Source organism: Sphingobium sp. FG11 (assembly GCF_057809915.1).
This window is the reverse complement of the sequence record NZ_JBMDKW010000007.1, coordinates 124,333-139,815: the sequence shown is the minus strand read 5'-3', so window position 1 is coordinate 139,815 and position 15,483 is coordinate 124,333. Positions and strand designations below refer to the sequence as shown.

At 65.4% G+C, this 15,483-nt stretch carries 16 protein-coding genes; 12 read left to right on the top strand and 4 right to left on the bottom strand.

Annotation, left to right across the window (positions count from 1 at the left end; translation table 11 throughout):
- The first annotated feature begins 47 nt into the window (after positions 1 to 47).
- Together ribB and ribH are read left to right on the top strand one after the other, a co-directional pair.
- Positions 48 to 1,328 carry a 3,4-dihydroxy-2-butanone-4-phosphate synthase gene (ribB, locus tag ACODSN_RS08440; protein ID WP_489054593.1) on the top strand — a complete coding sequence of 427 codons (1,281 nt, stop codon included), beginning with the start codon at positions 48 to 50 and terminating at the stop codon, positions 1,326 to 1,328.
- Positions 1,329 to 1,344: 16 nt separating this feature from the next.
- Positions 1,345 to 1,767, top strand: a complete 423-nt coding sequence (gene ribH, locus ACODSN_RS08435) for a 6,7-dimethyl-8-ribityllumazine synthase (RefSeq protein WP_489054591.1) — start codon at positions 1,345 to 1,347, stop codon at positions 1,765 to 1,767.
- Between the two features lie 30 nt (positions 1,768 to 1,797).
- Here the strand turns inward: ribH and ACODSN_RS08430 are convergent, their stop codons facing one another.
- Complete coding sequence (locus ACODSN_RS08430; RefSeq protein WP_489054589.1) at positions 1,798 to 2,880, bottom strand: alkene reductase; 1,083 nt, start codon at positions 2,878 to 2,880, stop codon at positions 1,798 to 1,800.
- Between the two features lie 70 nt (positions 2,881 to 2,950).
- On the opposite strand from ACODSN_RS08430, the gene ACODSN_RS08425 reads away from it, so the two are divergent.
- The 5 genes from ACODSN_RS08425 (at position 2,951) to ssb (ending at position 7,340) form a co-directional block, all read left to right on the top strand.
- Positions 2,951 to 3,832 (top strand): DMT family transporter, encoded by an 882-nt coding sequence (locus tag ACODSN_RS08425; RefSeq protein ID WP_489054587.1) that lies wholly within the window; start codon positions 2,951 to 2,953, stop codon positions 3,830 to 3,832.
- A gap of 39 nt (positions 3,833 to 3,871) precedes the next feature.
- Positions 3,872 to 4,516, top strand: a complete 645-nt coding sequence (locus tag ACODSN_RS08420; protein WP_489054585.1) for a COQ9 family protein — start codon at positions 3,872 to 3,874, stop codon at positions 4,514 to 4,516.
- Positions 4,517 to 4,591: 75 nt separating this feature from the next.
- Entirely contained in the window at positions 4,592 to 4,864 is a 273-nt protein-coding gene (locus ACODSN_RS08415) for a FeoA family protein (protein ID WP_489054584.1), read from the top strand.
- The gene (feoB, locus tag ACODSN_RS08410; RefSeq protein ID WP_489054583.1) at positions 4,861 to 6,717 is read left to right on the top strand and encodes a ferrous iron transporter B; all 1,857 of its coding nucleotides are present in this window, start codon (positions 4,861 to 4,863) and stop codon (positions 6,715 to 6,717) included. Before ACODSN_RS08415 ends, feoB begins: the two co-directional genes overlap by 4 nt.
- Positions 6,718 to 6,767: 50 nt before the next feature.
- On the top strand, positions 6,768 to 7,340 hold the full coding sequence (gene ssb, locus ACODSN_RS08405) for a single-stranded DNA-binding protein (protein ID WP_489054582.1): 573 nt from the start codon (positions 6,768 to 6,770) through the stop codon (positions 7,338 to 7,340).
- 48 nt (positions 7,341 to 7,388) lie between these two features.
- Here ssb and ACODSN_RS08400 read toward each other — a convergent pair whose 3' ends face one another.
- The 3 genes from ACODSN_RS08400 to ACODSN_RS08390 form a co-directional block, all read right to left on the bottom strand.
- The gene (locus ACODSN_RS08400; RefSeq protein ID WP_489054581.1) at positions 7,389 to 8,267 is read right to left on the bottom strand and encodes a UTP--glucose-1-phosphate uridylyltransferase; all 879 of its coding nucleotides are present in this window, start codon (positions 8,265 to 8,267) and stop codon (positions 7,389 to 7,391) included.
- 73 nt (positions 8,268 to 8,340) lie between these two features.
- On the bottom strand, positions 8,341 to 8,802 hold the full coding sequence (locus ACODSN_RS08395) for a hypothetical protein (RefSeq protein ID WP_489054580.1): 462 nt from the start codon (positions 8,800 to 8,802) through the stop codon (positions 8,341 to 8,343).
- 229 nt (positions 8,803 to 9,031) lie between these two features.
- Positions 9,032 to 9,205: a DUF1674 domain-containing protein gene (locus tag ACODSN_RS08390; protein ID WP_489054579.1), complete on the bottom strand. Its 174-nt coding sequence runs from the start codon at positions 9,203 to 9,205 to the stop codon at positions 9,032 to 9,034.
- 171 nt (positions 9,206 to 9,376) lie between these two features.
- Between ACODSN_RS08390 and ACODSN_RS08385 the strand changes: the two genes are divergently transcribed.
- The 5 genes from ACODSN_RS08385 to purH all read left to right on the top strand — a co-directional run bounded on the left by ACODSN_RS08385 (position 9,377) and on the right by purH (position 15,365).
- The gene (locus tag ACODSN_RS08385; protein ID WP_489054578.1) at positions 9,377 to 10,669 is read left to right on the top strand and encodes an RsmB/NOP family class I SAM-dependent RNA methyltransferase; all 1,293 of its coding nucleotides are present in this window, start codon (positions 9,377 to 9,379) and stop codon (positions 10,667 to 10,669) included.
- Between the two features lie 56 nt (positions 10,670 to 10,725).
- Positions 10,726 to 11,211: a diguanylate cyclase gene (locus ACODSN_RS08380; RefSeq protein WP_489054576.1), complete on the top strand. Its 486-nt coding sequence runs from the start codon at positions 10,726 to 10,728 to the stop codon at positions 11,209 to 11,211.
- Positions 11,212 to 11,264: 53 nt separating this feature from the next.
- On the top strand, positions 11,265 to 11,927 hold the full coding sequence (rpe, locus tag ACODSN_RS08375) for a ribulose-phosphate 3-epimerase (RefSeq protein WP_489054575.1): 663 nt from the start codon (positions 11,265 to 11,267) through the stop codon (positions 11,925 to 11,927).
- Positions 11,924 to 13,693, top strand: coding sequence for a heparinase II/III family protein (locus ACODSN_RS08370; protein WP_489054573.1), 1,770 nt, complete (start codon positions 11,924 to 11,926; stop codon positions 13,691 to 13,693). Before rpe ends, ACODSN_RS08370 begins: the two co-directional genes overlap by 4 nt.
- A gap of 82 nt (positions 13,694 to 13,775) precedes the next feature.
- A complete protein-coding gene (purH, locus tag ACODSN_RS08365; protein ID WP_489054572.1) occupies positions 13,776 to 15,365 on the top strand; it encodes a bifunctional phosphoribosylaminoimidazolecarboxamide formyltransferase/IMP cyclohydrolase in 1,590 nt (529 codons plus the stop codon).
- Positions 15,366 to 15,483: the final 118 nt, after the last annotated feature.

The following is a 15,483-nucleotide window of genomic DNA, read 5'->3' as shown; positions in this document are numbered from 1 at the left end:
CATTGCAATGTGATAAAGGGCACCTGATCCGTCAAGGAGTGGGTTCCATGTCGTCCGCGCTTATCGATACCGTCCGCAACCTCGTCACCTATGGCGGCATGTCCCGCTCCGGCCTTGCCCGCGCCGCCGGCCTGCACGCCAATTCCCTGCGCAAGCTCGGCGAAACCGACTGGAACCCGACGGCGGACACGCTCGGCAAGCTCGAATCCTACCTCATCAAGCGCGAGGGCGGCACTGCGCTCGCCAGCCCCGAAGAAATCATCAACGAAGCGCGCAACGGCCGCATGTTCATTCTGGTCGATGACGAGGACCGGGAAAATGAGGGCGATCTCGTCATCCCGGCCCAAATGGCGACGCCCGACGCGATCAACTTCATGGCGACGCACGGGCGCGGCCTCATCTGCCTGGCACTGACCAAGGAGCGGGTCGATTATCTCGGCCTCGGCCTGATGAGCCGCAACAACGGCACCCGGCATGAAACCGCGTTCACCGTGTCGATCGAGGCGCGCGAAGGCGTGACCACCGGCATCAGCGCGGCCGACCGCGCCCGCACCATCTCGGTCGCGATCGACGGGTCGAAGGGACCCGCCGATATCGTCACGCCCGGCCACGTCTTTCCGCTCGTCGCCAAGGATGGCGGCGTGCTGGTGCGCACCGGCCATACCGAGGCGGCGGTGGACGTCGCTCGTCTGGCCGGTCTCAACCCTTCCGGCGTCATCTGCGAAGTGATGAAGGATGACGGCACCATGGCCCGGCTGGATGACCTCATCCCCTTTGCAGCGAAGCACAAGATGAAGATCGGCACGATCCGCGACCTCATCGCTTATCGCCGCCGCCACGATCACATGGTCGAACGTCGTTCCGAAAGCAGTTTCCAGAGCAAATGGGGCGGCGAATGGAAGGTGATCTGCTTTTATAACCGCGCGACCCAGGCCGAACAGATGGTGCTGCAAAAGGGCCATATCGTCCCCGATCAGCCGACGCTGGTGCGGATGCACCAGATGTCGCTGTTCGACGATGTGTATGGCGCAGTCGGGCCGCGCAGCGACATGCTCGCCCGGTCGATGGAATTGATCGATCGGGAAGGCGCGGGTGTCATCGTGTTGCTCAGCAGCACGTCCCACGACTTCGTCAGTCGCTCGGTCGAACGCTATAATGGAAAGAGCGACGGCGATATGGACGAATTGCGCGACTATGGCGTGGGCGCGCAAATCCTCGCCGAACTGGGCGTACATGACATGACCCTGCTGACCAATAGTCACCGCAGCCTGATTGCGCTTGACGGCTATGACCTGGCCGTGGTTGGCCATCGCCCGATCCAAGCCTGATTAAAGGAACTCCCCCGTGGCCAAATTCCTGATCGTCGAAGCGCGTTTCTACGACCATCTCAACGATTTGCTGATCGAAGGGGCGGCGGCAGCGCTTGGTGAGGCGGGCCATAAGCATGACGTCATCACCGTGCCGGGCGCGCTGGAAATTCCCGCTGCGATCGCGCTCGCGGCGGAAACGGGCCGCTATGACGGCTTCGTCGCGATCGGCGTCGTCATCCGCGGCGAAACCTATCATTTCGAGGTGGTATCGAACGAAAGCGCGCGCGCCCTGATGGCGCTCAGCCTGGACGGCATTGCGATCGGCAACGGCATATTGACGGTCGAGGACGAAGCGCAGGCGCTCACCCGCGCCCGGCGCAGCGAAAAGGACAAGGGCGGCGAAGCAGCCAAGGCCGCCATCGCCATGCTCGCCCTGCGCGAGAAATTCAGCGCCTGACCCTTTGGGCGCGCCGGGGTCGGGCGAGCGTCAGGCCGCCTCCTCCAGTGCCGGATAGTCGGTATAGCCTTCGGCGCCGCCGAGATAGAAGGTCGCCTGTTCGGGCGAATTGAGCGCAGCACCCGTCGCCAGCCGCCTTGGCAGATCGGGGTTGGCGATGAACGGCCGGCCAAAGCTGATCGCCTGCGCCAGTCCGCTGTCGATATCCGCCTGCGCGCTGGCCAGATCATAATCGCTGTTGAGCACGAGCGGCCCGCTGAAATGCTGTCGCACGAGCGGTGACTGGCGCGGTGCATCGCTCGCGCCATAGGTGCCGGCGGGCTTGAGTTCGCGCAGTTCCAGAAAGGCAAGACCGACAGGCTCCAGCGCCTGCGCCGCGGCAAGCGCGATGCTGGCGGGGTCGCTATCGTCCGTACCCTGGGTCACGCCGTTCAGCGACAGCCGGACGGATGTGCGATCCGCGCCGATCGCGTCCGCGACCGCGTGCGTGACTTCGCGCAGCAACCGCGCGCGATTTTCCGGGGCGCCGCCATAGGCGTCCTCGCGCTTGTTGACGCCGTCGCGCAGGAAAGTGTCGATGAGGTAGCCATTGGCGGCGTGGATCTGCACGCCGTCGAAACCCGCCTCCATCGCATGGCGCGCCGCCGCGACATAGCTGGCGATGAGACCAGGAATTTCCTCCAGCGTCAGCGCCCGTGGCACCTCATAATCGCGATTGCCGTCATAGCTGTGGGCGTGGCCGGGCGGGGTGATCGCGCTGGACGCCACAGGCGCTTCCCCGGTCACGCTGGAATGCACCAGCCGCCCCATATGCCATAGCTGCGCAAAGATGCGCCCTCCTGCCGCATGGACGGCGGCGGTGACGGGCTTCCACCCCTCGACCTGCGCCCGCGACCACAGACCCGGAGCGAAGGGCGTGCCAAGCCCCTGCCGCGAAATGCCGATCGCCTCGCTGATGATCAGGCCCGCCGACGCCCGCTGGCGGTAATAGTCGATCATCAAAGGCGTCGGGACATGCTCGCGCGACGCCCGCGCTCGAGTCAGCGGGGCCATCAGCACCCGGTTGGGGGCCGTGACCACCCCCAGACGCACAGGATCGAACAATGTCGGCATGCAGACCTCGCTGAATATTCATTGCAAATCGCAACGCGACTTGACGGTGAAAGCCAGCTAGGGAATCACGATGCCCGATTCAACCCCGGCCCCGCGCATAGTCGCACCACGCCTTGCCTTTCCAGCCCTGATCCTCGCCAACATCGTGCTGGCTTTCGGGCCGACGCTTGTAAGGCTGGCCGATGTCGGCCCGGTTGCCGCCGGCTTCTGGCGGCTGGCGATCGCGCTGCCCTTTCTGTTCCTGCTGGCGAGGCCGGGGCTGAAGGCGGCGCGACCATCCGCCCGGCAAGGGATCGCCATCGGCATCGCCGGCCTGTTCTTCGCCGCCGATCTCGCCGCCTGGCACGCCGGCATCCATCATACCAAGGTCGCCAACTCCACTTTGTTCGGCAATGTGAGCGCGCTCGTCCTGCCATTGTGGGCGGTATTCGTGCTGGGCCAGCGGCTACGCCCCTTGCAGATCGTTGCGCTCGCGCTGGCGGCGGTCGGCGCGGCAATCCTGATGGGCGGCAGCTATGAAGTGTCACCCCGCTATTTGCGCGGCGACCTGCTGTGCCTGCTCGCCGGGCTTTTCTACGCGATCTATCTGCTGCTGGTGCAGGATGCGCGGCGGCGGCTCGATAGCTGGTCGGTGCTGTCCATCGCGAGCCTTGCGGGCGCGCTGCCGCTGTTGATCGCGGCGCTGGCGATGGGCGAGCGCGTCCTGCCGGGCGATTGGACGCCCGTAATCGCGCTCGCCCTGTCGAGCCAGCTCGTCGGGCAAGGATTGATGACCTATGCGATCGGCTGGTTCTCGCCGCTGGTGCTGGGGTTGAGCCTGTTGCTGCAACCGGCGGTCGCCGCGCTGCTCGGTTGGCTGCTGTTCGGCGAGACGATGAGCATGACCGATGGCGTCGGCGCTCTTGCGGTTGGCGCGGCGCTGGTGCTTGTGCGGTTGCCGGCGCGCGCCTAAGTTGATCGTATGACCTCCACCGCCCCCTTGCCGCAGGATATGACTCTCGACGAAGTGCGCGCCACGCTCGCGCCTATCCTGCCCCGGCATGCTGCCTTCGATGGCTGGCGGCCACAGGCGGTCGCGATGGCGGCGGCGGAAAAAGGGATCGACGCCGACATCGCCCGGCTCGCTTTTTCGGATGGCGCAATCGACATGATCGACGCCTGGTTCGCCAGCATCGACGCGGCAATGTTGGAAGCTCTGCCCGCAGCGACGCTCGCCGCCATGCCGATCCGCCAGCGGATCACCGCCTTGATCGAGGCGCGGCTGACGCGCATGGCCCCGGACCGGGAAGCGCTCCGCCGGGCGATGGCGACCCTCGCCATGCCCGTCCACGCCCGGAGCGCCGCGCGGCTGGGCTGGCGCGCGGCCGACGCGATGTGGCGCGCGGCGGGCGACAAAGCCACGGACCTCAGCCATTATAGCAAGCGCGTGACGCTGGGCGCGGTCTATGCCGCCACCCTGCTCGTATTCGTGGACGACGACAGCGACGGGCTGGCCGATAGCCGCGCCTTTCTGGCCCGCCGGATCGAAGGCGTCATGCGGTTCGAAAAAACCAAGGCCGCTTTCAAGGGCGTGGGCGGCGGCGAACGGCTGAGCCTCGCGCGCTTTATCGGCCGCTTGCGCTATCCGGTCGGCTGATGCGATCCATATTCCCGCTGGCCTAATCTTCCCGGTATTGATACTCACTCGCAGAATCAAACGAGTGCCTTCCCCTTGCGCCTGACCGAACTGCCGCTGCGCCAGCCTGCCTATGTGGACCTGATCGACTGGGACGCTTTGTCTCTGGGCGAAGGCCAGCGATTGCGCGAATTCGGCCTGTGCGAAGGCGTGAGCGTTGAGGCGCTGCATCATGGCGGCCTGTTCGGCAAAGGACCGATCGCCTGCAAGGTCGGCCGCATGACCATCGCCATGCGCCGTGCCCACGCCGCCGCAGTGACGGTGCGCACCGGCGGGGTGATCGATGGCGCGGTGGCTGACGGGGCATGAGCGCGCTGCCGCTGGTTGCGCTGGTCGGCAATCCCAATGCCGGCAAGAGCGCGCTGTTCAACGCGCTGACCGGCGCGCGGCAGAAGCTGGGCAATTATCCCGGCGTCACGGTGGAGCGCAAGGCGGGCCGGCTGGCTCTGGCGGACGGGCGGCCGGTCGAACTGGTCGATTTGCCCGGCACCTACAGCCTGTCGCCCGCCAGCCCCGACGAACAGGTGACACGCGACTTCGTGCTGGGCCGGCAGGCGGGCGAACGGCTGCCCGACGCGCTGGTGATCGTGGTCGACGCCTCCAATCTCGACAATCATCTGCGGTTCGCGCTGGAGCTGATCGCGCTCGGCCTGCCGACGCTGGTGGCGCTCAACATGGTCGATCTGGCCGCCCGCGACGGGCTGGAGCTGGACCCGGCGATCCTCGCGCGCGAACTGGGCGTGCCGGTTATTTCGACCGTGGCCGTGCGCAAGCGGGGGCTGGATCAGTTGCGAACGGAACTGGGCGACTTGCTGTCCGGCAGAGCCAACGCCGAGCCGCTAGCCACCACTGAGCTGGATTTCGAAACGGTGCGTAGCGACGCCCGGCGAATCGCCCGCGCCGCGATCGTACGCGAAACCCCGTCCCGCCGCCTGACCGCTGCGGTCGACCGGATCGCGCTTCACCCGGTGCTGGGTCTGGCTCTGCTGCTCGGCCTCCTGTTCGTCATGTTCCAGGCGGTCTTTTCTTGGGCCGCCTTTCCCGCCGACATGCTGCAAGGCTGGGTCACGGGCCTTGGCGCGGCGGTGACGGCACTGCTGCCGCCAGGACTGCTGCATGATTTTCTGTTGCAAGGCGTGGTCGGCGGGGTCGGGGCGGTGATCGTGTTCCTGCCGCAGATCCTCATCCTCTTCTTCTTCATCCTGATGCTCGAAGCCACCGGCTACATGGCGCGCGCTGCATTTCTGATGGACGGGATCATGGCGCGGGTCGGCCTGTCCGGGCGCGCCTTCATCCCGCTCCTCTCCTCCTTCGCCTGCGCCGTGCCCGGCATCATGGCGACGCGCACGATCAGCGATCCCAAGGACCGGCTGACGACCATATTGATCGCGCCGCTGATGACCTGTTCGGCGCGGCTGCCGGTCTATGGTCTCATCATCGCCGCCTTCATTCCCAACCGGGCGGTCGCGGGCGGCGTGGGGCTTCAGGGGCTGGTGCTGTTCCTGCTTTATGTCGCGGGCATCGTCGGGGCGATGCTCGCCGCCTGGGCGCTGCGGCTGACGGTCGCCAAGGGGACGAGCGGCGGCTTCCTGATGGAAATGCCCAAATATCAATGGCCCCGGCCGCAAGACATTTTGATCGGCCTGTGGCAGCGCGCGGTGATCTTCCTCAAGCGCGCCGGCACGATCATCCTCGCGACCAATGTCGTGCTGTGGATGCTGGCAAGCTTCCCCCATGCGCCGCAAGGTGTGAAACAGAGCGAATATAGCATTGCCGGACGGATCGCGGAGGGCATCAACGTGCTGGTCGCCCCCATCGGCTTCAATCGCGACATTTCACTGGCGCTGTTGCCGACCATGGCCGCGCGCGAAGTCGCGGTGTCCGCGATCGCGACGGTCTACGCGATCGACGCGGGAGACGATGAGGCAGCGCTCAATCGCTCGCTGGGCGATCGGCTCGCGGGCCGCTGGAGCCTCGCGACGGCGCTCGCTTTCCTGGCTTGGTTTGTGTTCGCGCCGCAGTGCATCTCCACTATCGCAGTCACGCGGCGGGAGACCAATGGCTGGAAATGGCCGCTGTTCATGCTCTTCTATCTGTTCGCGCTCGCCTATGTCGCGGCGGGGCTGGTGTATTGGTCGGCGGTGGCGCTGGGTCTGGGCTAGACGACTGCCGCCCTCGGTCTATAAGGACCGGCTAACGCTTCGGAGGAATCATGGCAGGCTCGGTCAACAAGGTCATTCTCGTCGGCAATCTGGGCGCCGACCCGGAGGTGAAAAGCTTCCAGAATGGCGGCAAGCTGTGCAATCTGCGCATCGCCACATCCGAAAGCTGGAAAGACCGCAACAGCGGCGAGCGCAAAGAGCGCACCGAATGGCATAGTGTCGTCATCAATTCCGAAGGACTGGTCGGCGTGGCCGAGCGTTTCCTGCGCAAGGGCAGCAAGGTCTATATCGAGGGCCAATTGCGCACCCGCAAATGGCAGGACCAGTCGGGCAATGATCGCTATACGACCGAGGTCGCGCTTTCGGGTCCGGGCGCTGTATTGACCATGCTGGACGGCGCGCCGGGCGGCGGTGGTCAGGGCGGCGGCTATGGCGGCGGTGGCGGCGGCCGCTCGCAACAGGGCGTCAGCGACTGGAGCGGCGGTTCGTCCGGCTTTGGCGGCGGCGACTATGACAATTTTGGCGGCGGCTCCAGCGGCGGCGGCAAATCATCCGGTGGCCGTGGCGGCTCTGCCGGCAGCCCGAATTTTGACAATGATCTGGACGATGAAGTGCCGTTCTGATCGCCTGATTTCCCAAGGGCCGAATCGGCCCTTGGGATACCCCCGCGATCAGTTGGCCAGTTCGGCCGTGGCGAAGGCCCGGATATGCGCGCCCAGTTCTTCGCGCTCCAGCGCCAGCACGAAATTCGCCTCGATATAACCGGCTTTCGACCCGCAATCGAAACGGCGACCGTCAAAGGTGACGCCGTGGAACGGCTGGCTGCCGATCATCGACGCCATTGCATCGGTTAGCTGGATTTCGCCGCCCGCGCCCTTCTCCTGCGTTTCCAATATCCGCATGACTTCTGGCTGGAGAATGTAGCGGCCGGGCAGGATCAGGTTCGACGGCGCGGTGCCAAGCGGCGGCTTTTCAACGAGGCCTTTCACCTCCGTCAGCACGCCGTCCCGCGCGCCCGGATCGATCACACCATAGTTTGGCGTCTGGTCCTCGGGAATTTCGAGTGCGCAGACGAGGTTGCCGCCGACTTGCCCATAAGCTTCCACCATTTGTTTCATGCAACCCCGGCCGGGCGCGCCCTTCATGAATTCGTCCGGCAGAAGGATGGCGAAGGGTTCGTCGCCCACGATATCGCGCGCGCACCAAATCGCATGGCCCAGCCCCAGTGGCTCCTGCTGCCGCAAAAATACTGCATTCCCCGGCGCGAGCCGAGTGCCGTCCAGCGAGGACAAGTCCTTGCCTCGTTCACGCTGGGTCGCCTCGCTTTCATAGGCGATGTCGAAATAATCCTCGATCGCACCCTTTCCGCGCCCGGTAACGAAGATCATCTGCTCGATCCCCGCTTCGCGCGCTTCATCCACCGCATATTGAATCAACGGCCGGTCCACGACGGGCAGCAATTCCTTGGGCACGGATTTGGTCGCGGGAAGGAATCGCGTGCCGAGGCCGGCCACAGGGAAGACGGCTTTGCGAATGGGCTTGATCGACATGATGCTCCGTTCTTGCTGGTCGCGACGGACGATGGATTGCCGCGCCCGCCCGAAAGGTCAAGCGAACAGTATGTCAGATCGCCAGCAAACGCTCGCCCACCCGTTCCAGCGCCGCAATCTCCGCGTCCAGTTGCTCAAGCGAAATATGCAGGCGATTGTTCCGCTGGTCGCGACAGGCGAACCCGCCCGGCTCGGGTTGCTGAAAACCGGAAACGATCAGCGAACGAAAACGGTCGATCCGCTGCATATCGCGCTCGATGGCGGCGATCTCCATCAGCACGCTCGCATTGCGACGATCCCGCATCGCGACGATGGTCCGCAACTCGGTCATCAGCTTCGTCATGGTCGGGCGGGTCCGCGCGCCGACGGTGCGGATATCGCCCATCCCTTCGCGCATCATGGCTATTTTCGATTGCAGCGACTGTTCCAGCATCGTCCAGGCGCAGATCACCCGCCCCACGCCACATAACAGGATCGCATCTTCAGGGGCGTAATCCGACGCCGCTTGCACATTGATATTATAAGCCAAATTCACGTCCGAACCCCATATGGCATGCCCTGCCCTGCTTCCTGCACCAGCGAAGAGGCGCGTGGCCATAGGAGGCAAACCGCTCCCCCGCGCCACCTGCACGGGTCGGCGGCAAGCGTGCCAAATCGGCGGCGAAACGAATCGATCCGCACGATGGCGCTTAGGGTCTGTTTGGAAATGAGCGAAAGAGCGCATTTCGTGAGCCGCACCAAAAGGCGCATTTCCAAACAGATTTTTAGAAGTCGATCGCGATTCCCTTGCGCTCCCAGTCGCCGTACCGGACGGGGCTGAGTTCCTCGTCGAGCGCGGGCATCTCGTCGATTGGATCGGGCGCTGGCACAGGGGGGCTTTTCGACAGATGGGCGGGGGCCGTTACATGCGCCGGACGCTTGCCATTATATTTGCTCATAAAGCCTCCGATTGCGGGCGGCGGAGAGCGCCGCCGCCTGTCATATTTCAGGCTGCCATGTGGGCTGCAAAGCCCGATTGCACAAGGGCGCGATGGAAACACGGACGAGCTTCTTCCTCCGCCGGGGCCTTGAGTGATGACCCGGCGGCATAAAGCGCGTAGGGGCGCGCCATGCCTCATCCCAGACGCCCCCGCCGTTCCGCCGATACCACGCCCGGCCTGGCCGCGCGCCGCGCCGCGCTCCGCCTGCTCGATGCCGTGCTGCGGCGGGGCGAGCCGCTCGAACTGGCGCTGCATGCAGCGACGCAGGGCCTTGCCGACCGCGCCGACCGTGCGATGGTTCACGCCATCGCCGCCGAGACATTGCGACACCTGCCCGATATCGATGCGCTGATAGACGCGGCGACGCCACAAATCCTCCCGCCAGATGCCAAGGCGCGGATGGTGCTGCGCATCGCACTGGTGCAGGTGCTGGTGATGGGCACAGCGCCCCATGCCGCGATCGCGACCGCGCTGCCGCTCGTGGATGGTGGCCCCCGCAAGCTGGTCCATGGCGTGTTCGGGACGGTAACGCGCGGAGAGCCGGTACTGCCCGACCCGCCGACACTGCCGGTCGAGGTCGCCGAGCGTTGGGGCGCGCTCTGGGGGGACGCGATGCCGCTCGCCGCAGCGCACGCCTATGCGGCCCGTCCCCCGATCGACCTCAGCCTGCGCGACCACACCGAAACGGCGCTGTGGGCCGAGCGTCTGGGCGGCGACAGTTTCGCGCCCGGCCATGTCCGCCTGGCCGATATGCCCAACGTGCCCCAATTGCCGGGCTTTGCCGAGGGCGCCTGGTGGGTGCAGGATCTCGCCGCGTCCTGCCCCGCCCGCCTGCTGGGCGCGGGTGAAGGCCGTGATGTGCTCGACCTGTGCGCCGCGCCGGGGGGCAAGACGATGCAACTCGCCGCCGCCGGCTGGCGCGTCACGGCGGTCGATCAGTCGAAAAAGCGACTCGAAAAGCTGCACGACAATCTGAAGCGCACGACCCTTGCCGCCGACATCGTGCAGGCGGACCTCCGTGAATGGACGCCCGATGCACCCTCCGATGCGGTCCTGCTGGACGCGCCATGCAGCGCCACCGGCATTTATCGCCGCCATCCCGACGTGCTGCATCGGATCGGCCCGCGCCAGATCGCGGAACTGGCCGAATTGCAGGCCAGCCTGCTCGCACGGGCGGCGCAGTGGGTGAAACCCGGCGGCACGCTCGTCTACGCCACCTGTTCACTGGAACGCGCGGAAGGCGAGGATCAGGCGGCGCAGTTTCTCGCCGAAAATCCGAATTTCTCCCCATTCCCCGCAACGGGAAATGAACTGCCGCAAGGCATATTCCCCGTGGAAGGAATGGTGCGCACCTTGCCCGACTCGCTGGCGAGTCAGGGCGGGACGGACGGGTTCTTTATCGCGCGTTTCGTCCGCGCCTGACACCGAAGATTAACCATGCTAAGCCTATCACGGGACACTCTTTTGAAAGCAGTGCCTTGCGCCCGATTGAACCTCTTCCCCTTCATCACAGCTGGCCGCTAGATCTTTTGCACGAGCATCTGTCGCCGGTGATGCTCAACCCGTCGCTGGCCCGCAACGATGTCGCGCTGGCCGAACGCGGGCTTGGGCTGTGGCATTGCGATCTGGCCGACGACCGGCTGAGCTGGACCGCCGGGGTCTATGATATATTCGGCTTCGAGCGCGGTACGCCGGTGCCGCGCCCCCTCTCCGTTTCGCGCTATTCCGTGGATTCGCGCGAGGCGATGGAACGGCTGCGCGCCTATGCCATAAAACATCGGCGTGGCTTCACGCTCGATATCGACATTCATCCCGTCGATGGGGGCCAATGCGCCGTGCGCCTGATCGCCGCGCCGATACTGCACGGGGACAGGGTGGTCGGCCTGCATGGGGTCAAGCAATTGCTGCCAGTCGGGGCACCGGCTTCGCGCCGGCTCGACCCAACGATCTTCGTGATGCTGTAAAGCGAAAATCATCCGTTGCCCTCGCGGATTCGCATCATTAAGGCGAACGGTTGATGAAACGCGATATACTGATCTCCCCATCCATCCTCTCCGCCGACTTCGCCCGACTGGGCGAGGAGGTGCGCGCGATCGACGAAGCAGGTTGTGACTGGGTTCATGTCGATGTGATGGACGGCCATTTCGTGCCCAACATCACGATCGGCCCCGCTGTCGTCAAAGCGCTGCGGCCGCACACGCAAAAGCCGCTCGATGTGCATCTGATGATCTCGCCGGTCGATGCGTTTCTCGATGCGTTCGCGCAGGCGGGGGCCGATATTCTGACCGTGCATCCCGAAGCCGGTCCGCATATCCACCGCACGGTCCAGCATATCAAATCGCTGGGGGTCAAGGCGGGGGTCGTGCTCAATCCCGGCACCCCGGCCAAAATGCTCGATTATCTGATCGACGATATCGACCTGATCCTGGTCATGAGCGTCAATCCCGGTTTCGGCGGTCAGAGCTTCATCGATAGCCAGCTGCGCAAGATCGAGGCATGTCGCAAGATGATCGATAAGAGCGGGCGCGACATCCGGCTTCAGGTCGACGGCGGCATCGACGTGATCACCGCGCCCAAGGCGATAGCGGCGGGCGCGGACGTGCTGGTCGCCGGCACCGCGACCTTCCGTGGCGGTCCAGCCGCTTATGCCGATAATATCAGGGCGCTGCGAGGCGGGTGAACGACCCACGGCGCACCCCTCCCCATTCCGGTCCGGGCGACGCCGATGCGCAGCCAGTGGATGACGGAATCGAACAGGGCAAACGGCTCATCCGCCTCGCGGATGACAAGGGCCTGTCGCTGGCCGAGCGGATCGCCAATCGTTTCTATCTGCTAAGCTGGAAAACGCCGATCCACAGCAGGCGGCTCAAGGGCAAATATCCGCTCAAGCTGCTCGCGGTGCCCGATGACGAAATCCCCGGCGATACCCGCGCCGGCAACGCGATCCGAGCGGGCTATTTCCTGTTCCGGGGCACGAAACAGCCGATCGATTCGCTGGATTTCGCCCGACTGGATCTGCCCCCCGCCTTTGCCGACTATATCCACAGTTTCCGCTGGCTGCGCGACCTTGCCAGTGTGGCGACGCGGGAACAGGCTGCCCCGATCGCCGAGGCGATCCTGCGCAAATGGCTCGACAGCCACGCCAGCACGCCCAGCGAACCGGCATGGCGCGCCGACAATGCCGGATGGCGGCTGTTCTTCTGGACCGCGCACGCGCCGCTGATCCTCTCGTCGAGTGACCTCGTCTATCGATCGCTCGTCCTGACCTGCATCGCGCGCACCGCCCGGCATCTCGACCAGAGCGCGGACAAGGCGCCGGTCGGCCTGCCGCGCCTCGTCGCCTGGGGCGGCGTCGTCGCCGCGTCGATGCTGATCCCCGGCGGCGCAGCGCGCAAGCTGTTCGGCGAAGCGGGCCTGCGTCGCGCGATCGACAGCACCTTCCACGGCGACGGCGGCATCATTTCGCGATCGCCGCTGGCGCAGCTCGAAGGGGTCATGCTGCTCGCCATGGTGACGGCGGTCTATGACGCGCGGCGCGAACAGGTCCCGGCCTTTCTGCATGAAGGGCTTGGCCGCGCCGTACCCGCGCTGCTCGGGCTGACCCATGGCGATGGCGGACTTGGCTGCTGGCAGGGCGCAGGCGCGATCGATGCGGGTCAGGTGCAGGCCGTGCTGCGCGCCAGCCGGGTGCGCACACGGCCGCTGCGGCAGGCACGCGACTGGGGCTATCAGCGGATCGCGGCGGGCAGCACCGTGCTCCAGATCGATGCCGCTCCGCCGCCGGTTGCGCGGTTGGCGGAGGCAAGCTGTGCCTCGACCGGCGCGATCGAAGTCAGCGACGGATCGCACCGGCTGATTGTCAATTGCGGTGGTGCGGGACTTGCTGGCGCGTGGATTCCCCATGCGTTGGCGCAGGGCCTGCGCACCACGGCGGCGCACAGCACATTGATCCTGGACGATTGCAATTCCACCGCGCTGCTGCCCGATGGCACATTGGGACGCGGCGTGACCGAAGTGGAGCTGAACCGGCAGGAGCTGGAACATGGCAGCCGCATCGACCTGAGCCATGACGGCTATGTCAAGCGCATGGGCTATGTCCATCGCCGCCTGCTATTGATGAGCGGCGACGGCAAGGAAATCCGGGGCGAGGACATGCTGACCCCCGCAGTCCGCCGTCGCAAACCCGCAAAACTGCCGGTGCTGCTGCGCTTCCATCTTGCGCCCGGCGTCGAACCGACGCTGACGGCGGACAATCAGGGCGCGCTGCTGCGCATCGATCTTGGCGCGCTGTGGCAGTTCCGTACCGGCGCTGGCGTGCTCACCATTGAGGAAAGCCTGTGGGTCGATGGCGAAGGCCGCCCCGCCCCCACCCGGCAACTGGTGGTGACGGCAGAAGCGCTGCCCGGCGGCTCCAGCATCGGATGGCTGCTCAAGCGGGTGGGTTGAAGCCGTCCGCCCTCAGGGGCCTTTATATTTCGGCCATCGCGCTCTACAGGCTGCGCCAAACGATCCCATGCCGGAGTCCTCCATGACCGACGTCACCATCAAGCGCGCCCTTCTGTCCGTGTCCGACAAGACCGGGCTTGTCGAACTGGGCAAGGCATTGGGCGAGCATGGCGTCGAACTGGTATCGACCGGCGGCACCGCGAAAGCGCTGCGCGAGGCCGGGCTGACCGTCAGCGACATTTCCGACCTGACCGGCTTTCCCGAAATGATGGACGGGCGCGTCAAGACGCTGCATCCCAAGGTGCATGGTGGCCTGCTCGCAGTGCGCAATAATCCCGAGCACATCGCGTCGATGACCGAGCATGAGATCGGTGCGATTGATCTGGTGGTCGTCAACCTCTACCCGTTCGCCGCGACCGTGGCGAAAGGCGCGGAGCGCGAGGAGATCATCGAGAATATCGACATCGGCGGGCCGTCCATGGTGCGTTCGGCGGCAAAGAATCACGAAAGCGTCGCGATCGTCACCGATCCCACAGACTATGCCCGCCTGATCGCGGAAATGGCCGACAAGGGCGGCGCGACCAGCTATGATTTCCGCCGGCTGCTCGCCGCCAAGGCCTATGCCGCCACCGCAGCTTATGATTCGATGATCGCCAACTGGTTCGCCCATGTCGATCAGGGCACGCCATTCCCGGAAACGATGGCGCTCGCCGGTACGCTCGCCACCACGCTGCGCTATGGCGAAAATCCACACCAGTCGGCCGCACTCTATCTGCCGGTCGGTCCGGCTGCCAATGGCATCGCGCAGGCGCGGCAGGTGCAGGGCAAGGAGCTTTCCTACAATAATTATAACGATGCCGACGCGGCGCTGGAACTGGTCAGCGAATTTCGCGATGGCCCGCCGACCGTCGTCATCGTCAAACACGCCAATCCCTGCGGCGTCGCGACCGGAGCGACGCTGATCGAAGCCTATGAAGCGGCGCTGGCGTGCGACAGCGTGTCGGCGTTCGGCGGCATCATCGCCGTGAACCGGCCCCTCGACGGTCCCACCGCCGAAGCGATCAGCGGCATCTTTACCGAAGTCGTCGCCGCGCCCGGTGCCGACGATGCGGCCCGCGCGATCTTTGCGAAGAAGAAGAATCTGCGCCTGCTGCTGACCGGCGAATTGCCCGATCCCGCGCGCGCCGGTCTCCAGATCAAGAGCATCGCCGGTGGTTTGCTGGTGCAGAGCCGGGACAATGGCAAGGTCGATCGCGAGGGTCTCAAGGTCGTCACGAAGCGCGCGCCGACAGAGCAGGAACTGGCCGACTGCCTGTTCGCCTGGACCGTCGCCAAGCATGTGAAGTCGAACGCGATCGTCTATGCCAAAGGCGGCAGCACGGCGGGCGTCGGCGCCGGCCAGATGAACCGTCTCGAATCCGCGCGGATCGCCGCGTGGAAGGCGAAGGACGCGGCGGAAAAGGCTGGCTGGTCACAGCCGCGCACGATCGGTTCGGCGGTCGCATCGGACGCCTTCTTCCCCTTCGCCGACGGCCTGCTCGCGGCGGTCGAGGCGGGCGCGACGGCGGTGATCCAGCCGGGCGGCTCGATCCGTGACGAAGAGGTAATCGCGGCAGCGGATGAGGCGGGCCTCGCCATGGTCTTTACCGGCATGCGCCACTTCCGCCACTAAGAGCTGCTCATGCATTGAGGCAGGCCACTCGGAAGAGAGTGGCCGTTTTCCGTCGATTCTTTCCTGTAAACGCTTTTAATAGGGGCCGGCTGCGCCTATTTGGAAGCGGACTCATCGC